The organism is Bradyrhizobium sp. HKCCYLRH3061 (assembly GCF_051168015.1).
Classification (GTDB): domain Bacteria; phylum Pseudomonadota; class Alphaproteobacteria; order Rhizobiales; family Xanthobacteraceae; genus Bradyrhizobium.
Genome location: NZ_JBNPUE010000002.1, coordinates 374,345 through 391,370, shown reverse-complemented (window position 1 = coordinate 391,370; position 17,026 = coordinate 374,345). Strand labels below are relative to the sequence as shown.

The following is a 17,026-nucleotide window of genomic DNA, read 5'->3' as shown; positions in this document are numbered from 1 at the left end:
CTGTGTGCAACGAGTCGGCAACGGACTCATGACGCATGACAGCCTAGCACCAGCCTACCAGAAGCATCCTTTATGCCGGGTCGACGGGAGCGCCGGATGCCGCTGATTTGAACGCTCCGCCGGGCAGACTGCGCGCCGCGGGCGCTGAGGCGCCGGAGAATGCGACCAGGTCGCGCGACGTTCGCGCGGTTCCTCAGGGACGGTTGAGTAGAGGCTTGAATTTGCCGCGTTTTCGGTCAAAAGCAGGACGATGACGACAGGTCGCGGGTTCACCAGATTCCGGCGCAGCGGGCGGCTATGGCTTGTGCTCGCCTTGTCGTGCCCGCTGACCGGTTTCGTGATGTCGCCGGCCGCGGCGCAACTGTTCGGCGACCGGCCACCGCCGGTTCCGCCGGCCTCGGTGCCCGATCCCGGCGCGGCGGTCAGCCTGGCGCCCCCCTCCGGCCCCGCCGCCGGGCCCATTCCGCCGCCGGCCCCGCAGGCGCTGCCGGGACCCCCGGTCGCCGCGATCCCACCGGGCGCGCCGGCCGCGATCCCGCCGGTGGCCGCTCCGCCGGCTGCGACTCCCAACCAGGGCGTGCTGTCGCTGTCGGCGCGGTTCGGCAAGGACCTGCCGAACATCAATGGCGGTCTGGTCTGGCGCGTGTTCGCCGACCGGCCGGACGAATCTGGCGCCTTCAAGATGCTGCGCGAGGATCGCGGCCCGACGCCGAACATCGTGCTGCCGCCCGGCACCTATGTCGTGCATGTCGCGCTCGGCCTCGTCAGCGCGGTCAGGTCGGTGAACCTGAAGACGGAGACCGATCGCGAATCCTTCGTGCTGCCGGCCGGCGGCCTGCGCCTCGAGGGCAGGGTCGGCACCAGCAAGATCCCGCAGAACCAGATCTCGTTCGCCATCTACAAGGGCAGCCAGTTCGACGGCCGCGAGCGGGCGCCGCTGGTGCCGAACGTCGCCGCCGGCGACATGCTGATGCTGCCGGAAGGCACCTATTACATCGTCTCCAACTATGGCGACGCGAACTCGGTGGTGCGCTCCGACATCCGCGTCCAGGCCGGCAAGCTCACCGACGTCACGGTGACGCACCGTGCCGCGGTCATCACGTTGAAGCTCGTCTCCGACAAGGGCGGCGAGGCGCTCGCCAACACCGCCTGGTCGGTCATCAACCCCGGCGGCGACGTGATCAAGGAATCGATCGGCGCCTTCCCCAAGGTCGTGCTGTCCGAAGGCGACTACCGCGCCATCGCCAAGAACGAAGGCAAGGTGTTCGAGCGCTCCTTCAGCGTCGTCAACGGCGTCGACGGCGAGGTCGAGGTGCTGGCGCGGTAGGACGCGCGAAAGCCTGCAGGGGCAAACCGACTCTCCCCGCTATTGATGAGAACCCATCTCCGGGGAGAGCCGCATGCAGATATCCGACATCATCCGCCATGCCATCGCGATCGGTGAGCGTAAGGGATGGATCACGTTCGACGAGCTGAATGAGATCTGTCCAGGCAACACCGTCGCATCCGAGGACATCGAGCGGCTCATGGAGGCGCTCAGCGACGCAGGCATTCGTCTGGAGCAGGAGTGATGCGAGCGCAGAGTTTTTGCAGGATCGCGTTCCACCAACGGTGTCGTCCCGGCGAACGCCGGGACCCATACCGCGGATGCTATCGGGGACGTAGCTGTCAGCGGCCCGCCTCGCCGCGGCCGGTGGCTATGGGTCCCCGCTCAAGGCCGGGACGACGGCGGTGATCGTCGAAGCAGTGGTGCGCGACATGACTCGCTAAACTCGCGACGTCTGCCCGTCGGGTTACTTTGTCGCAGTTAGTAGTCCTTGCGTCGTCGGGCAAATCAGGTGGATCTTTCCGCGCATCCCGCCTCGAGATGAGGGGCGTATCGCGGTCGTCACGAGACGCGAGGCGGGGAGCGGTGGGCGTGGTGGATTGCAGCGCGGGGTTGCTCGCGCCGACGAACGATCTGCTGCGCACGGTCAAGTCGCGCGGTCCTGATATCCCGATGCTGATATCAACTCACGTCGAGGCCCTGGCTTCGCGTGGGGATGGTGGCCAGAAAGCCCGGCGCACCAGGGAGAACGCGAAGCAGCCGTTAAAGCCATCGCGCAGGGAGGGCCGGGTTTCCGGCTGACCTGTGGTACCTGCCGCCTGCATTTTTTTTCGCAGGCGGGCCACGGGCCTCAGTCGAGGTCCGGCTCTCCCTGCGCCCTCTGTTTGAAGAGGGCGGTTCGATCAGCAAAACTCGGGCAGATCGTGTCGCGAGATCGCGCAGTCACATCCGCATCCGTGCCGTATCTCCCTCTCGTTGGGACAGCGGCGATGAACGTGAAGCGACGCTGTCACAGTCGCTAATGCGCGATAACCATGGAACCACTTAAAACTGTCACAATCGCTGCGCGCCATGCGCGAAGCCAATGCATTTACAGCTCGTTAAAGCCGCGTCTGCTTCAGATACCGCCGGGACCGACAGGGTGGGCGATCGAGTGGGAATGATGAGTGCCGCGACGACCAAGGCGTTGACAACGATCAGCAGCGATCTCTTTGACGACATCCCGGTGCTCAGGCGCAAATGGCAGGCCGCGTTGAGGCCAGGGCAGCGCCTGCCGCGCTACGAGGACGTGATGCTGGGCAGCCTCGGCCGTCTCGCCGATCACATCGCGGTGCTCAACAACGACGACGGCGGCCTGCAGATTTCGCGCAGCGGCCGCTACGTCCAGCAATGGCTGCAGGACGAACGCTGGGACGTCGCGGTCGAAGCCGTGTCGCCGGATTGCGCCACCGTGCTGGTGGAGGCCGCCAATTGCGCGCTCGCCAGCGGCCAGCCCTATCTCGCTTCTGCGCATTGCGTGCGCGACGGCATGGTCCGCAGCTATGACGTCCTGGCGCTGCCGACCAATTCGCGGTGGGGGAGCACGCTGGTCGGGACCTATGTCAACGAGCGCGCCACGCAGTACAATCTGCTCGACGCGATCTTCTCGACGACCGATGACGGCGTCGTCTCGCTCGCGACCATCCGCGACAGCGTCGGCATGCCCTGCGATTTCCAGGTTGTCCATCACAATCGCGCGGCCGCCGACCTGCTCAGGCTGCCGTCGGCGACGCTGCAATGGCATCGGCTGAAGCAGGGCGGCAACATGCTGTGTACGCCCGAGGTGATGGCGCGGCTGTTCGACGTGGTCACGCACGGGCGAAGCGACCAGTTCGAGCTCGACAGCGAAGCGCGCAGCCTCAGGCTCGGCGCCCACGCCTTCGGCGACATCATCTCATTGACCATTGCCGATGTGACCGCGCTGAAGCGGCGCGAGGCCTCGTTCCGGCTGCTGTTCGACGCCAATCCGGTGCCGATGTGCATCCTCGACGCCAAGACCGCGCAGATCCTCAACGTCAACGACGCGATGGTCGGGCACTATGGCTACGGCCGGGCCGATCTCCTGTGCATGAACGTCTGGGATCTCTGGCCGCCGGGCGAATGGGAAAGCCTCGATGACGCGCTGTTGCGGCTCGCCGACGGCGATCTGTTTCACCGCGACTGGCGCCATCGCAAGGCTGATGGCAGCGAGATCGAGGTGCTGACCTATGGCCGCGAGATCAGCTTCGATGGCCGCGACGGCGTGCTGGTCGCGATCGTCGACATCACCGAGCGCCGCCGCGCCGAGGCGCGCATCGCCTACATGGCGCACCATGACGGGCTGACCGGCCTGCCGAACCGCGAATTCTTCCAGCAGCGCCTCACGCAGGAGCTCGACGGCGCCTTGTCGGCGGACAGGCGCATCGCGGTGATGTGCATCGACCTCGACCTGTTCAAGACCGTCAACGATTCCTTCGGCCATCCGATGGGCGACCGGCTGCTGCAGGCGGTCGCGGGCCGCCTGACGCAGCAGATGCATGGCGGCAAGCTGGCGGCGCGGCTCGGCGGTGACGAGTTCGCGGTGATCATCCGTCAGGGCGGCGCCGATGACGCCAGCGAGAGCGCCGCGCGTCTGATCGCGGCGCTCAGCGCTCCCTATGACATCGACGGCAATGAGCTCGTGATCGGTGCCTCCATCGGCATCGCGCTGTCGCCGGGCGACGGCGCGAGCTGCGAGGAACTGATGAAGAACGCCGACATGGCGCTGTACCGCGCCAAGCAGGACGGCGGCCGCGTGCATCGGTTCTTCGAAAAGGAGATGGACCGCCAGGCGCAGAAGCGCCGCGACATGGAGCACGATCTGCGCCGCGCCTTCGCGCAGGGCGAATTCGAGCTGCACTACCAGCCGCTGGTCGACGTCGCGACCGGCGCGATCTCCGGCTTCGAATGCCTGCTGCGCTGGCGCCATCCCGACAAGGGCATGATCTCGCCGGCCGACTTCATCCCCGTGGCCGAAGACATTGGCCTGATCGTGCCGCTCGGCGAATGGGTGCTGCGCGAGGCCTGTCACGAGGCGGCGCGATGGCCCGATGGCATCAAGGTGGCGGTGAACCTGTCGGCGGTGCAGTTCCGCAGCCGCAATCTGGTGCAGGTCGTGGTCCAGGCGCTGGCACAGTCGGCGCTGGCGCCGGAGCGGCTCGAGCTGGAGATCACCGAGTCGATCCTGCTGGCGGAGACCGAGGCCAATCTGGCGACGCTGCATCAGCTGCGCCAGCTCGGCATCCGCATCTCGATGGACGATTTCGGCACCGGCTATTCCAGCCTCAGCTATCTCCGCAGCTTCCCGTTCGACAAGATCAAGATCGACCGCTCCTTCGTCAAGGACCTCGCGCAGCGCTCCGACTGCCTCGCCATTGTCCGCGCCATTTCCGGCCTCGGCAGGAGTCTCAACATCATCACCACCGCCGAGGGCGTCGAGACATCGGATCAGCTCGACTGGCTGCGCGCCGAAGGCTGCAACCAGGTCCAGGGCTTTCTGTTCAGCGCCGCCAAGCCGGCCTCGGAGATCGCGGGGCTATTGGCGCAGTTCGGTGGGCGATCGTCCAAGGCGGCGTGATGGGATGACGGCCGCCACACCCTCAACCGTCGTCCCGGACAAGCGCGCCGTAGGCGCGCGCCGATCCGGGATCCATAACCCCAGGAAGATGTGGTGACGGATGGTGTCGAACGAGCTTGTGTCGCGACTGCCGCCGGTGGTTATGGGTCCCTGCGTTCGCATGCGTTCGCAGGGACGACAGCGGAGATTGTCGCGCTCAGAACCGCGTCACGATGTCCGCCAGCGCCGGGCGCGGGCGGTCCTCGCTCGGCTTGGTCGGCTTGCCGATATGAATGAGACCTGCGAGCTTCTCCTCCGGCTTCAGGCCGAGCCCGTCCATCACGTCGCGGTCGAACATGAACCAGCCGGACAGCCAGCAGCCGCCATAGCCGAGCGCGGTGGCCGCGGTCAGGATGTTCATCGCGCTGGCGCCGGCCGACAGCTCCTGCTCATAGGCCGGCACCTTGGGATGCGGCCGGGTGAAGCTGACGAGACCGATCACAAGCGGCGCTTCCATGAAGCGGTTCTTCTCGACCTCCAGCTCGGCAGCGGTCGCCTGCGGGTTCTTCCTGGCGAAGGCGGATGCAATGACTTCGCCGGCGCGGCGGCGGCCGTCGCCCTCGAACACGATGAAGCGCCACGGCGCGAGCTTGCCATGGTCCGGCACGCGGGCGCCGATGGTCAGGATGGTGTCGAGCTCGGCGGGCGAGGGGCCGGGACCGCTCATCTCGCGCGGCTTCACGGAGCGGCGGGTCTTCAGGAGTTCAATCGCGTCGGTCACGTCGTCAGGTCTCGTTGGTTGCATCCGCGACAGATAGCATGCGCCCCCGCCCGCAACGAGATCACGGCACGGCGTTTTGATCGGTTCTACCGCGTGCTGCCGCGGCCGCAGGCGGACCCTTTGCTCGAGCCGGCGTGCAGCCGTGACGTGAAGCCGGCCATCTTTCGCCTGGTGCGGCGGCGTCGGTCGTACGGGCTGCGTCCATCGGTCCGCAGCCCGGCCTGGCGCCGGCAATTGTGGAAGTTGGGGTGGATCGGTAAAAAGATGACGCTGGCGACCGCAGCTCGCGGCCGGCCGGGCACCAGCCTTGCAGTGGGAATGACAGCGCTGACACCTTCACCTGATGCCGTACTGCGGCTGCGCGGCGCGCCCGGCTTCGCCGCGGCGATGCGAGCCTCGACCGCAGCCGCGGTCCGGCTCTACCGTGGCGACCGCATCCTCAATGCGTTGCTGAGCGATCGGGCGAGGGCGCTGTTTCCGCATGTCGCGCTGTACCTGCATTTCGCCGAGCAGCGCGACGGCGAGCTCGGCCTGACCGTCGGCGCCATGAAGGAGATGTGCGCCAGACTCGATCTGTGCAGTGGCGGCCGCTGCGAGGCGATGCTGGCGCTGATGCGCGCGGCCGGGCTGGTCGCGTCCGCCGCCAATCTCGACCGTCGCCGGCGTCCGCTGGTGCCGACCGACAAGCTGATCGCGCTGCATCAGGAGCGCTGGGGCGTGCAGTTCGACGCGATGAGCGCGGTACTTCCGGCCGCCGTGGTCTATCGGACGGCGCTGAACGATCCGGCCTTCGTGAAGACCTTCGTGCTCGAGCTCGGCCGCCGCTTCATCGCCGGCCTGCGCGTCCTCGACGGCGCGCCCGAGCTGGAGCCGTTTGCCGAGCGCACAGCCGGCATGGTGATCCTGTTCAGCCTGGCCCAGGGCGCAGGGCCCGAGCAGCCGTTCCCGCCGGATGAACCCGTGCCGCTCTCCATCAACGCCCTGGCGACGCGCTTCTCGGTGTCGCGCAAGCATGTGCTGACACTGCTGCGCGATGCGGAAGAGAAGGGCCTGCTCGCCCGCGGCACCGACGCCATCACCATCCTGCCGCGCGGCCGCGAGGCGATCGAGCGGATGCTCGCGACGATGTTTCTCTACATGGCCGAATGCGCCGAGGTGGCGCTGCAGGCGGCGGGCAAAGACGGAGATTCCGTTGATGTCGTTGCCACTCTGTCAGCGTAGCCGCTCGCAATGAGGGCGAGGGAACGTGTTGATCGGGGGAGCGCAAGCGACATGCGGGAACACCGTTCCCGCATGTCGCCCGCTTACGCGGGGTCAGGCCGACGTCAGGCCGCTTCGCGCTGGCGGCGCCGCACGTCGGGCGGCGTCGCCTCGTCGACCAGCGCCGCGATGGCGTCCGCCGTCGGCATCACGGTCTGGCCGTCGCGGCCGAGCCGGCGGACCGAGACCGAATGCGTCTCGGCCTCCTTCTTGCCGACGACGAGCAAAGCCGGGATCTTCTGCAGCGAATGCTCGCGGACCTTGTAGTTGATCTTCTCGTTGCGCAGATCGATCTCGGCCCGCAGTCCCGCCCGCCGCAGCGCCGCCAGCACCTGCTTGGCATATTCGTCGCCCTCCGAGGTGATGGTGGTGACGACGACCTGGGTCGGCGCCAGCCACAGCGGGAAGCTGCCGGCGTAGTGCTCGATCAGGATGCCGATGTAGCGCTCCATCGAGCCGCAGATCGCGCGGTGTACCATCACCGGCGCCTTCTTGGCGCCGTCGGCGTCGATGTAGAACGCGCCGAACCGCTCCGGCAGGTTGAAGTCGACCTGCGTGGTGCCGCACTGCCAGTCGCGGCCGATGGCGTCGCGCAGCACGTATTCGAACTTCGGCCCGTAGAACGCGCCTTCGCCCGGATTGATCTCGGTCTTGATGTGGTTGCTCTGCGCCTTGATCTCGTTCAGCACGGTGGCCATCACGCGCTCGGCGTGATCCCACATCTCGTCGGTGCCGACGCGCTTCTCCGGCCGGGTCGACAGCTTGACCGTCAACTCGCCCTCGAAGCCGAAATCCGAGTAGGTCGACAGGATCAGGTCGTTGATCTTCAGGCACTCGTCGGCGAGCTGGTCCTCGGTGCAGAACACGTGCGCGTCGTCCTGGGTGAAGCCGCGCACGCGCATCAGGCCGTGCATGGCGCCGGACGCCTCGTAGCGGTGCACGACGCCGAACTCGGCCAGCCGCAGCGGCAGGTCGCGATAGCTCTTCAGGCCATGCTTGAAGATCTGCACGTGACCCGGGCAGTTCATCGGCTTCAGCGCGAACCAGCGCTTGTCCTCGGCCTCGTCGCCGGCGGACTGCGCCGCGAACATGTTCTCGCGGTACCAGTTCCAGTGGCCCGAGGTCTCCCACAGCGACTTGTCGAGGATTTGCGGCGCGTTCACCTCGTCATAGTCGCCGGCGAGCCGCCTGCGCATATAGGCGATCAGCGCCTGGAAGATGCTCCAGCCCTTGGGATGCCAGAACACCACGCCCGGGCCTTCCTCCTGGAAGTGGAACAGGTCGAGCTCGCGGCCAAGCTTGCGGTGATCGCGCTTCTCGGCTTCCTCGATCTGCTTCAGGTAGGCGTCGAGCTGCTCCTGCTTGGCGAAGGCGGTGCCGTAGATGCGGGTCAGCATGGGATTGTTGGAATCGCCGCGCCAATAGGCGCCCGCCACCTTCATCAGCTTGAAGGCGTTGCCGATCTTCCCGGTCGAGGTCATGTGCGGGCCGCGGCACAGGTCGAACCAGTCGCCCTGGTAGTAGATCTTGATCGGCTCGTTGCCGGGAATGGCATCGACCAGCTCGACCTTGAACGCCTCGCCCTTGTCGCGGAACACCTGCTTGGTCTTCTCGCGGTCCCACACCTCCTTGGTGAAGGGTTTGTCGCGGCCGATGATCTCGCGCATCTTCTTCTCGATCGCGGCGAAGTCCTCGGGGGTGAACGGCTCGTTGCGGAAGAAATCGTAATAGAAGCCGTTCTCGATCACGGGGCCGATCGTGACCTGGGTGCCGGGCCACAGCGCCTGCACGGCTTCCGCAAGCACGTGCGCGCAGTCGTGCCGGATCAGCTCCAGCGCGCGCGGGTCGTCGCGGTCGACGAGCTCGAGCTTGGCGTCCTCGGTGATGGGATCGATGAGGTCGACGAGGTCGCCGTTCAGCGCCATCGCGACGGTGCGCTTGGCGAGCGAGGGCGAGATGCCCTTGGCGATGTCGAAGCCGGTGGTGCCTCTGGGATATTCGCGGCGGGCGCCGTCGGGGAAGCTGATGGTGATCTTCTCGACCGGGGCGGCGGGCTTCAGGTTGCTGAGGCTGTATTGGAAGCCGGGCTTGGACTGGTCGGCGGCGGATTTCGCGTCGGGCGATTTGGAATCAGGCATGGGTCTCTCCTTGAGCTCACTCCTGCGAACGAGCGCAGGTAAGCGGGAGCAAGGGGTATAGCAGGGGATTCGGAGGCTGCAACCCGGGGAGGGAGGGGAAAACCGGCCAATTGCGGCCGACGGGGCGATGCGGTGATTGCCGCCGCGGGCCGGTATGATACAACTTCAAGTGTTCGGGGCGTGGGGACGCGTTTGGCGATGGAGTCTGCAGGGGAGGCGCCGCTCTCTCTTTTTCGGCGGGGTGGCGCGCATGTCGGGGCCGCGCTGATCATGTGCGTGCTGTCGAGCCTGTCGCCGCTCGCGGCCGCTCCGACGATGACGAGGCCGGCGGCCCAGCCAAAGCCCGCGGCACAGGCGAGGCCGGCCACCCCGGTCAGGCCCGCCACGGAGTCCAAGCCGGCTGTGCGCCGGGCGTCGCCGCCGCGGATCGCAGACGGCTCCACGCCGATCGCATTCGCGCTCGTCAAGGGCTCCTCGGATGTCTGCGGACATGGCTGTGACAGCTGGATCGCCGCCGAAGGCAAGATCGACGGCAGCGCCGCCGCGCGGTTTCGCAAGTTCATGAAGCAGATCGGGGAGCGCCGATTGCCGATCTACTTCAATTCGCCAGGCGGCAATCTGCAGCAGGCGCTCGCCATCGGCGACATGCTGCGCGAGCGCAAGGCCGCCGTGCGGGTGGGACGCACCACCTTGCGCGAGTGCGGCTTCGAGCCTCAGGAGGGCGACGCTTGCACCAAGCTGAAGCTGTCCGGGCGCGAACTGCACGGCGAGGTCTGGACCCGAGGGGCGATCTGTAATTCGGCCTGTCCCTACCTGCTGCTCGGCGCGCCCACGCGCGAGATCGCAGCGGATGCGACGCTCGCGGTGCATTCGCCGCGCGTCATCCTGAACTTCACCGGCGGCGTCCCGACCCGCGAGATGCGGGCGCAGGCAATGCAGCAGGCGATGGCGCGGGCCGACAAGATGGTGCTCGACTACATCACCAGGCTCGGCGCGGATCCCGCTCTGCTCACGGTGGCGCGGTCTGTCCCGTTCGAGAGCATGCGCATCCTGACGCGGGAGGAGATTGCGCGCTTCGCGCTCGACCGGCGGCAGCGGGTCGAAAGCCCCTGGATGTTCGAGACCGCCAGCCGTGGGATTGCCTACAAGACCATTCTCGCACGCAAGGAGGGTGAGAGCACGTTCCAGACCACGCGCTTGCAGATGGTCTGCTTCGATCAGGACCGCTTTGAGCTCGACGTCGAGCGCATCGCGCCGGCCGGCCCGCCGCCGGCTCCGCTGGCGATGACGAGCGGAGATCTGCGGCTCAATTTCCTCTCGCCGCCGCGGCGGTCCGGCGATCGCGAGACTTGGGGCGTGTTCCTGAATGCAAGCCAGGTGAAAACGCTGTCCTTGATGCCGTCTGCCGAGCTGAGCGATTCCCTGTTGAATGTTGCGCGTCGCAATGTCTCGACATTTCCGGTGAGCAGCGAAGGCCTGCAATCTGCTCTGAAGATGCTGACCGAGAGCTGCCCGCCGTCCAAGGCTATCGTCCGTCCGACGGGCACGCCGGTTCCCTGGAGGCAGATTCCCTCGCCGCAGGCCTCGGCGGCGCAGCCTGCCCCCGCGCGCTGACGAGAATAGCGGCCAGGACAAGGGAGGAGGACGAGAGAAAGTCATGGACGGCATGAGACATTTTCATGCAAATGCATGAAATTCTCTGCTATTGAGGCGCGATGACATCCGCTTCCGCTTCCGGGCGCCTTGCGCCGACCTCGCTCATGCTCGGCAATCTCGTCACTGGCTGCTCGGTGCTGGCGCCCGCTGGCCTGCTGCCGGAGCTCGCCTCGGATCTCGCCGTCGGAATTCAGACGGCGGGGCTGCTGATCACCTTCGGCGCGGTGGTGCTCTGTATCTGCTCGCCCTTGACCGCCTGGCTGACGAGCCGCTTCGACCGGCGCCGTCTGCTGGCGGCGACACTCCTGGTGCTCACGCTCGGCAATTTCGCCTCGGCGTTTGCGCCGGACTATGCGAGCCTGCTGGCGCTGCGCCTGGTGATGCTCGCGGTCGGCGCTCTCTATACACCGCAGGCCGCCGGGACCGCGGCGCTGATCAGCCCGGTCGAGAAGCGCGGCAGCACCATCGCCTATGTCTTCCTCGGCTGGTCGCTGGCGGCCGCCGTGGGGCTGCCCATGATCACCTTCATCGGCAGTCATTCCGGTTGGCGGGCCGCCTATCTCGCGGTCGCTGCGGCCGGCGCGGTCAGCTTCGTGCTGCTGACATGGCGCCTGCCATCCGGCCTGAAGGGCGCGCCGGTCGCGTTGAAGACCTGGACCGAGCTCGGCCGCAACCGCCTGGTGGTGCTGCTGCTCCTGGTCACGACCCTGCAGATGTCGGGACAGTTCGTGATCTTCACCTTCATGGGACCGCTGCTGAAGCGCCTGACCGGCGCCGACTCCAACCAGATCGGGCTGGTGTTCGCGATCTACGGCGCCTGCGGCTTTCTCGGCGTCGTCATCGCAACCCGGATCGTCGATGGCTGGGGGGCCTATCGGACGTCGCTGTTGTTCACCTGCCTGATGTTCGCCGGCGTATCGGCCTGGACGCTGGCGGCCGGCACCTACGTCCTGATGGCGGTGGCGGTCGCGATCTGGGGGCTGGGGTTTGCGTCCACCAATTCGATGCAGCAGGTTCGGCTGGTGGCAGCCGCGCCGCCGCTCGCCTCGGCCTCGGTGTCGCTCAACACGTCCGTGCTCTATATCGGCCAGGCCATCGGCTCCGCGATCGGCGGCAGCCTGTTTGCACGCGACCTGCTCGGCGCCACCGGCTACGTCGCCCTGATGTTCCTGACCCTGGCATTGCTGGTGATCCTGGCCAGCCGCCAGCGCGCGCGGATCGCGGTTCCGGCCCGAGCAGCGGGTTGACGCTTGGCAAGACCGGTCCGACCAGATTAAAGGCCGATGTCGTTGGGGGGCTGCCGGGGGCGTGGATTCTGCCTCGGCCGGCGAGTAGCATCGGCGGACGTCCTCGCGTGCCCACGGGTCGGACAAGAGAGATATGGCATGAAGAAGATGATGTTGAGCCTGGCCGCAGTGCTGCTGTGCACCCCTGCGCTGGCCCAGAGCGCGCCGATGGTCGGTGACCGCCCGCTGGTGCAGGTCAAGCCGAAGGGAACGAAGACCGCCGCCGCCGCGCCGGCCAAGCCGCAATCGGCAGCCGTCAAGCTCCAGGCCTGCCTGGACATCGACGACGGAACCAAGGAGCGGCTGAACTGCTATGACGCCGTCATTCCTCCGGCAGCCAAGCCGAAAGCGATGAAGGCCAAGACCGTCGCCGACTGCAAGTTCACCAAGGAAGAGGACGAGCGGCTCGCCTGCTTCAACGGCTTCGTCGAGAACATGCCGAAGCTGCCGAAATCCTGAAGCGCGGCGTCGGCTGCCCGCTCAGCGGCTCGACACACGGTTCGAACTATCCTGGGCGCCGGCCGCAATCCGGATCGGCGGCTGGGCGGCCGCCATCTTCATCAACACGTCCTTGATCGGTTGGCGGGTCCAGGCCTGCGTGACGTAGTCGCGATGGGTGATGCCCTCGTCGGTCTCGACGAAGACGACGCTGCCCGGCCGCAGCGGCCGGTCCATGCCCTCGGAGACCTCGATGCCGCGATTGCGCAGCATGGTCATCAGCTCCTGATCATGCCGCGCGGTATAGCGGGTGTAGGAGCTGATGAAGAAGCCGGAGCGGTTGCGCTCGATCCAGTTGGCGAATTTGTCGAGCTGGCCATAGACCGCATCGAGCAGCACCACGCCGCGCACGCGGTCGCTGATGCCGCCGACCTCGAGGCTCCAGGCCGTAGGGAGAAAGCCGCCGCTGTAGCCGACGATCACGATGGGCATGCCGGCGAAGGTCTTCGCGCTCGCCGGATCGCCGGTCAGGCGGGCGAGGCTGGCCGCAGCCTCGTCCATGAAGCGCTTGAAGCCGCCGGCCTGCCAAAACTTGCCGGCGCTCGAATCGGCGGCGTCGACGGCCATCTGCGGCGCGAGCAGCACCGCGTTGACGCCGGCCGCCGTGATCTGCTGCGGCACCAACTGGCGGTCGCGCACGTCGCGCTCCAGCGTGGCGCCGTTGCCGTGGAAGAACACGACGATCACGCCCGGCTTGCGCACATCGAACTGTTCGGGGACGTGCACCAGCACGCGGCTGTCGTTGTAGGTCTGGTCCTGCCAGTAGACGCGGCCGGAGAAGCTGCGGTGGCCGCGTCGCTCACCGTTGCTGACGTTCAGGAACGGCGCGTCGGAGGCTGGGTTGTTGCCGAAATAGGGAAAGGCCGACGACTTCATGCTGACGAGGGTCGTCAGATCCTCACGCTGCCGCCGTTCCGGCCGTTGCGGCTCCAGCGATGCGATCTGAGAGGGCGCGGGCTTCGGAGCGAAGTCGGAGGGCGTGTGAAGCCGGAAGCTCTCCTGCGCGGACGGGAAGCGGTCGCTGAATTCAGGTACCGGAAAACGGTCGTCGAAGGTCAGCCCCTGGGCCGTCGATGCGTTGGCGGCCAACGCCTCGGGATTCGGCGCCTTGCCGCAATGCGTGACGGAAAGACAGATTGCCAGCGCCGATGCCGCGCGCCACCACAGGCGCAAGCCCTGGCGCACAGACCTCATGACGTTCTGGTGTTCCCCGATCATCCGTCCCCAAAGACGCGTTCGAGCCCCAACGCGGCTCTTCAACCAGCGGATTTCGTTCAACCTGCGCCGCCGAAATTGAGGTCGCGTTAAGGATCGTGTCCGGTCAACCCCGGGCGCACCGGGACACACCACGCGAACGTGTCGCGATTGTGGGTCGTTTGGCCGCCCGATGCAATGCCGCAGCCTGGCCCGGCCGAAATCGGTTCAAAAATACCCTTGAGGAAGGTCATATTTAACGCCCGTTAACGATGTTTGAATGCTTCGGCGGGAACCTGGGCTGAGGCAGAGGAAGGGGCGCACGGCGTCCCTCGACGAAATGGCTGCATCCGAGGCGGACGATCCCAGCCTGGGCCGGGCGGACGGCGACCGGGTTCCATCCGTGTCCTTGCCGGTCGCGACCGCCATCGTCATCGCCGACATGATCGGGGTCGGCGTCTTCACCAGCCTCGGCTTCCAGGTCCGCGACATCCCATCCGGCTTCTCCATCCTGGCGCTGTGGGCGGTGGGCGGACTGGTGTCGATCTGCGGGGCGCTGGCCTACGCCGAACTCGGCACGATGTTTCCTCGCTCCAGCGGCGAGTACAATTTGCTCACGCGGGCGTTCCACCCGGCGATCGGCTTCATGGCCGGGTGGGTCTCGGCGACCGTGGGCTTCGCAGCGCCCGTGGCACTCGCGGCCATGGCGTTCGGAGAATATGGCCGTGCCGTCATCCCGGGCGCTCCGCCGATGCTGCTCGCCACGGGCGCAGTCTGGCTCGTGACGGCAGTGCAACTCGGCGGCATCAGGCAGTCGAGCCGCTTCCAGCTGTTGTCGACCGTGCTGAAGCTCGGGCTCATCACCGCCTTCCTGATCGCCGGCTATACCATTGCCGCCCCGCAACCGGTGACGTTCCTGCCGGCCGCGACCGATCTCGGCCACGTGACGAGCGCTGCGTTCGCGACTGGACTGGTTTTCGTCATGTACGCGTTCTCCGGCTGGAACGCGGCGACCTACATCATCGGCGAGTTGCATGCGCCTGAGCGAACCTTGCCGCGCGCGCTGCTGCTTGGCACCGTGATCGTTCTGGTGCTCTACATTGCGCTCAACGCGGTTTTCCTGCGGGCTGCACCGATGGACGCGCTCGCGGGCCAGCTCCAGGTCGCAAGCATCGCGGGCAGTCATATCTTCGGCGAAGCCGGCGGCCGCTTCGTGTCCGCGATGATCTGCATCGGACTGGTTCCTTCCATCGCCGCGATGATGTGGATCGGCCCGCGCGTGCTGATGACGATGGGCGAGGACATTCCGGCGTTGTCGGTGTTCGCACGGCGCTCGCGCAACGGCGCGCCGGCCTATGCGGTGCTGTTCCAGCTCACCGTGGCCACGCTGATGCTGTTCACTGAGAGCTTCGAGTCGGTGCTCGACCTCGTCCAGTTCTCGCTGTTGTCCTGCTCGTTTCTCGCCGTGGTCGGACTGTTCAAGCTGCGTATCGTGCAGCCAGATCTCCCGCGACCCTATCGCGCCTGGGGCTATCCGGTCACGCCGTTGATCTTCCTCAGCGTGACCTTCTTCATGATGTACTATCTCGTCATGACGCGGCCGTTGCAGGCAGGGCTCGGCGCAGGCGCAATGGCGTCGGGACTGGTGATCTATTGGTTCGCTCACGCGCGGTCGCGCCGTGTCGCCGCAACGCTCGCATCGGGTTCGGATTGAAATGCTGTGGGTCTCGAGAGTCTGGTTCGCCGTCGCATGTCTGATGCTTGCCCCGAGCTTCGAGGCTCGGGCTCAGTCCGTCACGCCGGACGATACGGCGCGGGTGCTGGCGGGGATGGCGCCGGCGGCGGGCTCGCCACTTGCGCCCTTCGTACAGGATCCGGCGTGGCGGCGGCACGCGGCTTTCTTCGACAACGCCTTCAATCAGCTCGAGCAGCGGCAGTTGTCGAAGATCAGGGCCTGGACGGATGCCAATCTGACGGCCCCGCAGCCGGCGATGTTCTATTTCTTCTCGGGGCCGGATTTTCTCTATGCCGACGCCTTTCACCCGAAGGCAACGACCTATGTCCTGGCGGCGCTCGAGCCAACCGGCCCGATCCCGGACCTGTCCAGATTGCCGCGCGGCGGCATTGGCCCGGCACTGTCCTATGTCGAACGCTCGTTGCAGTCGATCCTGAGCTTCTCCTTCTTCATCACCAAGGACATGAAGGTCGACCTGCGCGAAGGCGAGCTCGAAGGGACCTTGCCGATCCTCTACGTGTTCCTGGCACGCACCGGCAAGACGATCCGCGAGGCGAGCCTGATCTGGTTGGACGAGAACGGCGGATTGCACGGCAACTCCGAGCCGCCGGCGCGCAATGCAACAAAGGGCGCGCGTATTCTGTTCGCCGGCGCCGACGGGGTCGTGAAGACGCTCTATTACTTCTCCACCGATCTCTCCGATTCCGGCGTGAAGGCGAGTGGGCTGCTCAAGTTCTGCGAGCCGCTGGGGCCAGGCGACAGCCTGCTGAAGAGCGCGTCCTATCTGTTGCATGAGAACGGCTTCGGACGGGTCCGCAGCTGGCTGCTCAAGAACAGTGCGACCGTCGTCCAGGATGATTCCGGCATCCCGCTCGCGAGCTATGAGGCGCGGGCCTGGCGTTTCCTGCCGTTCGGACGCTACGCCGGGCCGATCGACAAGTTTCCGGACATGTACCAGAGGAGCTATGCGAAGCTGTTCGAGCGTGCGCAGCCGCTGGAGTTCGGGATCGGCTATCGCTGGCGAACGCGGGAATCGAATGTCCTGCTCGCGGTGAGATCGCCTCCTGCCGACGCGACGGTGTCGGCCGAAGCGAGCGCCCCTCCAGAGACGGATTATCAGCCGCCGCCGCGCGCCCGGCGCGTGCCGCGGACGCCGGAGCCCGTTCCTCTCTATCCGCCGCCGCGGCGCGACGATTTCATCTTTTGGCCGAGATGGTAGGGGTGAATCTCACCAGTGCACGCTCTGGCTGGGCACGATGTAGGACGTCGTCGGCGGGGGCAGGGCGGTGCTGTCGGCGAGATAGCGCCAGGCACCGACAATGACGATCAACAAAGCGATGATGCAGAGCAGGTCCACCTGACGGGCATCGTGGTGGTCGGCATGGTCGGGACCGATGCTCTTGCGCGATCCGTTGCTTCTGGGACTGATTGTCCAGCGCATCGTTGTCTCCTCCCGAAGGAAGCGTCACATCAATGCAGACCGAGGCAGCGCGGTTCCTGCTGGGAGCGCCGGCTCTTGGCGTAAGAATAAGCCTGAC

Annotated in this window: 13 protein-coding genes; 9 read left to right on the top strand and 4 right to left on the bottom strand. The window is 66.5% G+C overall.

Annotated features, from left to right (window positions below; all coding sequences use genetic code 11):
- The first annotated feature begins 250 nt into the window (after positions 1-250).
- The 3 genes from ACQR2C_RS05665 (at position 251) to ACQR2C_RS05655 (ending at position 4,961) form a co-directional block, all read left to right on the top strand.
- Complete coding sequence (locus tag ACQR2C_RS05665) at positions 251-1,327, top strand: hypothetical protein (RefSeq protein WP_316215997.1); 1,077 nt, start codon at positions 251-253, stop codon at positions 1,325-1,327.
- A gap of 73 nt (positions 1,328-1,400) precedes the next feature.
- Complete coding sequence (locus ACQR2C_RS05660) at positions 1,401-1,571, top strand: RNA polymerase sigma factor region1.1 domain-containing protein (RefSeq protein WP_315801056.1); 171 nt, start codon at positions 1,401-1,403, stop codon at positions 1,569-1,571.
- A gap of 918 nt (positions 1,572-2,489) precedes the next feature.
- Positions 2,490-4,961, top strand: coding sequence for a putative bifunctional diguanylate cyclase/phosphodiesterase (locus ACQR2C_RS05655; protein WP_434880666.1), 2,472 nt, complete (start codon positions 2,490-2,492; stop codon positions 4,959-4,961).
- Between the two features lie 196 nt (positions 4,962-5,157).
- Here ACQR2C_RS05655 and ACQR2C_RS05650 read toward each other — a convergent pair whose 3' ends face one another.
- On the bottom strand, positions 5,158-5,721 hold the full coding sequence (locus ACQR2C_RS05650; RefSeq protein WP_315801054.1) for a nitroreductase family protein: 564 nt from the start codon (positions 5,719-5,721) through the stop codon (positions 5,158-5,160).
- A gap of 312 nt (positions 5,722-6,033) precedes the next feature.
- Here ACQR2C_RS05650 and ACQR2C_RS05645 point away from each other — a divergent pair, with 312 nt between their 5' ends.
- A complete protein-coding gene (locus tag ACQR2C_RS05645) occupies positions 6,034-6,942 on the top strand; it encodes a hypothetical protein (protein WP_434880770.1) in 909 nt (302 codons plus the stop codon).
- A 104-nt stretch (positions 6,943-7,046) separates the two neighbouring features.
- Here ACQR2C_RS05645 and thrS read toward each other — a convergent pair whose 3' ends face one another.
- The gene (thrS, locus tag ACQR2C_RS05640; RefSeq protein WP_434880665.1) at positions 7,047-9,119 is read right to left on the bottom strand and encodes a threonine--tRNA ligase; all 2,073 of its coding nucleotides are present in this window, start codon (positions 9,117-9,119) and stop codon (positions 7,047-7,049) included.
- Between the two features lie 198 nt (positions 9,120-9,317).
- Here thrS and ACQR2C_RS05635 point away from each other — a divergent pair, with 198 nt between their 5' ends.
- The 3 genes from ACQR2C_RS05635 (at position 9,318) to ACQR2C_RS05625 (ending at position 12,520) form a co-directional block, all read left to right on the top strand.
- Complete coding sequence (locus tag ACQR2C_RS05635; RefSeq protein ID WP_409997879.1) at positions 9,318-10,733, top strand: hypothetical protein; 1,416 nt, start codon at positions 9,318-9,320, stop codon at positions 10,731-10,733.
- Positions 10,734-10,834: 101 nt separating this feature from the next.
- Complete coding sequence (locus ACQR2C_RS05630) at positions 10,835-12,022, top strand: MFS transporter (protein ID WP_434880664.1); 1,188 nt, start codon at positions 10,835-10,837, stop codon at positions 12,020-12,022.
- Positions 12,023-12,160: 138 nt separating this feature from the next.
- Entirely contained in the window at positions 12,161-12,520 is a 360-nt protein-coding gene (locus ACQR2C_RS05625; protein ID WP_315801052.1) for a hypothetical protein, read from the top strand.
- A gap of 21 nt (positions 12,521-12,541) precedes the next feature.
- Here the strand turns inward: ACQR2C_RS05625 and ACQR2C_RS05620 are convergent, their stop codons facing one another.
- Positions 12,542-13,753, bottom strand: coding sequence for an alpha/beta hydrolase (locus ACQR2C_RS05620; RefSeq protein ID WP_434880663.1), 1,212 nt, complete (start codon positions 13,751-13,753; stop codon positions 12,542-12,544).
- A 340-nt stretch (positions 13,754-14,093) separates the two neighbouring features.
- On the opposite strand from ACQR2C_RS05620, the gene ACQR2C_RS05615 reads away from it, so the two are divergent.
- Positions 14,094-15,467, top strand: a complete 1,374-nt coding sequence (locus ACQR2C_RS05615) for an APC family permease (RefSeq protein WP_316177009.1) — start codon at positions 14,094-14,096, stop codon at positions 15,465-15,467.
- 1 nt (position 15,468) lies between these two features.
- Positions 15,469-16,707 (top strand): hypothetical protein, encoded by a 1,239-nt coding sequence (locus ACQR2C_RS05610; protein ID WP_410051407.1) that lies wholly within the window; start codon positions 15,469-15,471, stop codon positions 16,705-16,707.
- 9 nt (positions 16,708-16,716) lie between these two features.
- Here the strand turns inward: ACQR2C_RS05610 and ACQR2C_RS05605 are convergent, their stop codons facing one another.
- A complete protein-coding gene (locus ACQR2C_RS05605; protein ID WP_434880662.1) occupies positions 16,717-16,929 on the bottom strand; it encodes a hypothetical protein in 213 nt (70 codons plus the stop codon).
- Positions 16,930-17,026 lie beyond the last annotated feature (97 nt).

Coding starts and splice junctions, on each gene's coding strand:
- ACQR2C_RS05605 (WP_434880662.1), bottom strand. CDS start 16,929: ATGCGCTGGACAATCAGTCCCAGAAGCAACGGATCGCGCAAGAGCATC.
- ACQR2C_RS05625 (WP_315801052.1), top strand. CDS start 12,161: ATGAAGAAGATGATGTTGAGCCTGGCCGCAGTGCTGCTGTGCACCCCT.
- ACQR2C_RS05635 (WP_409997879.1), top strand. CDS start 9,318: ATGGAGTCTGCAGGGGAGGCGCCGCTCTCTCTTTTTCGGCGGGGTGGC.
- ACQR2C_RS05665 (WP_316215997.1), top strand. CDS start 251: ATGACGACAGGTCGCGGGTTCACCAGATTCCGGCGCAGCGGGCGGCTA.
- ACQR2C_RS05630 (WP_434880664.1), top strand. CDS start 10,835: ATGACATCCGCTTCCGCTTCCGGGCGCCTTGCGCCGACCTCGCTCATG.
- ACQR2C_RS05610 (WP_410051407.1), top strand. CDS start 15,469: ATGCTGTGGGTCTCGAGAGTCTGGTTCGCCGTCGCATGTCTGATGCTT.
- ACQR2C_RS05615 (WP_316177009.1), top strand. CDS start 14,094: ATGGCTGCATCCGAGGCGGACGATCCCAGCCTGGGCCGGGCGGACGGC.
- ACQR2C_RS05655 (WP_434880666.1), top strand. CDS start 2,490: ATGAGTGCCGCGACGACCAAGGCGTTGACAACGATCAGCAGCGATCTC.
- ACQR2C_RS05620 (WP_434880663.1), bottom strand. CDS start 13,753: ATGAGGTCTGTGCGCCAGGGCTTGCGCCTGTGGTGGCGCGCGGCATCG.
- thrS (WP_434880665.1), bottom strand. CDS start 9,119: ATGCCTGATTCCAAATCGCCCGACGCGAAATCCGCCGCCGACCAGTCC.
- ACQR2C_RS05660 (WP_315801056.1), top strand. CDS start 1,401: ATGCAGATATCCGACATCATCCGCCATGCCATCGCGATCGGTGAGCGT.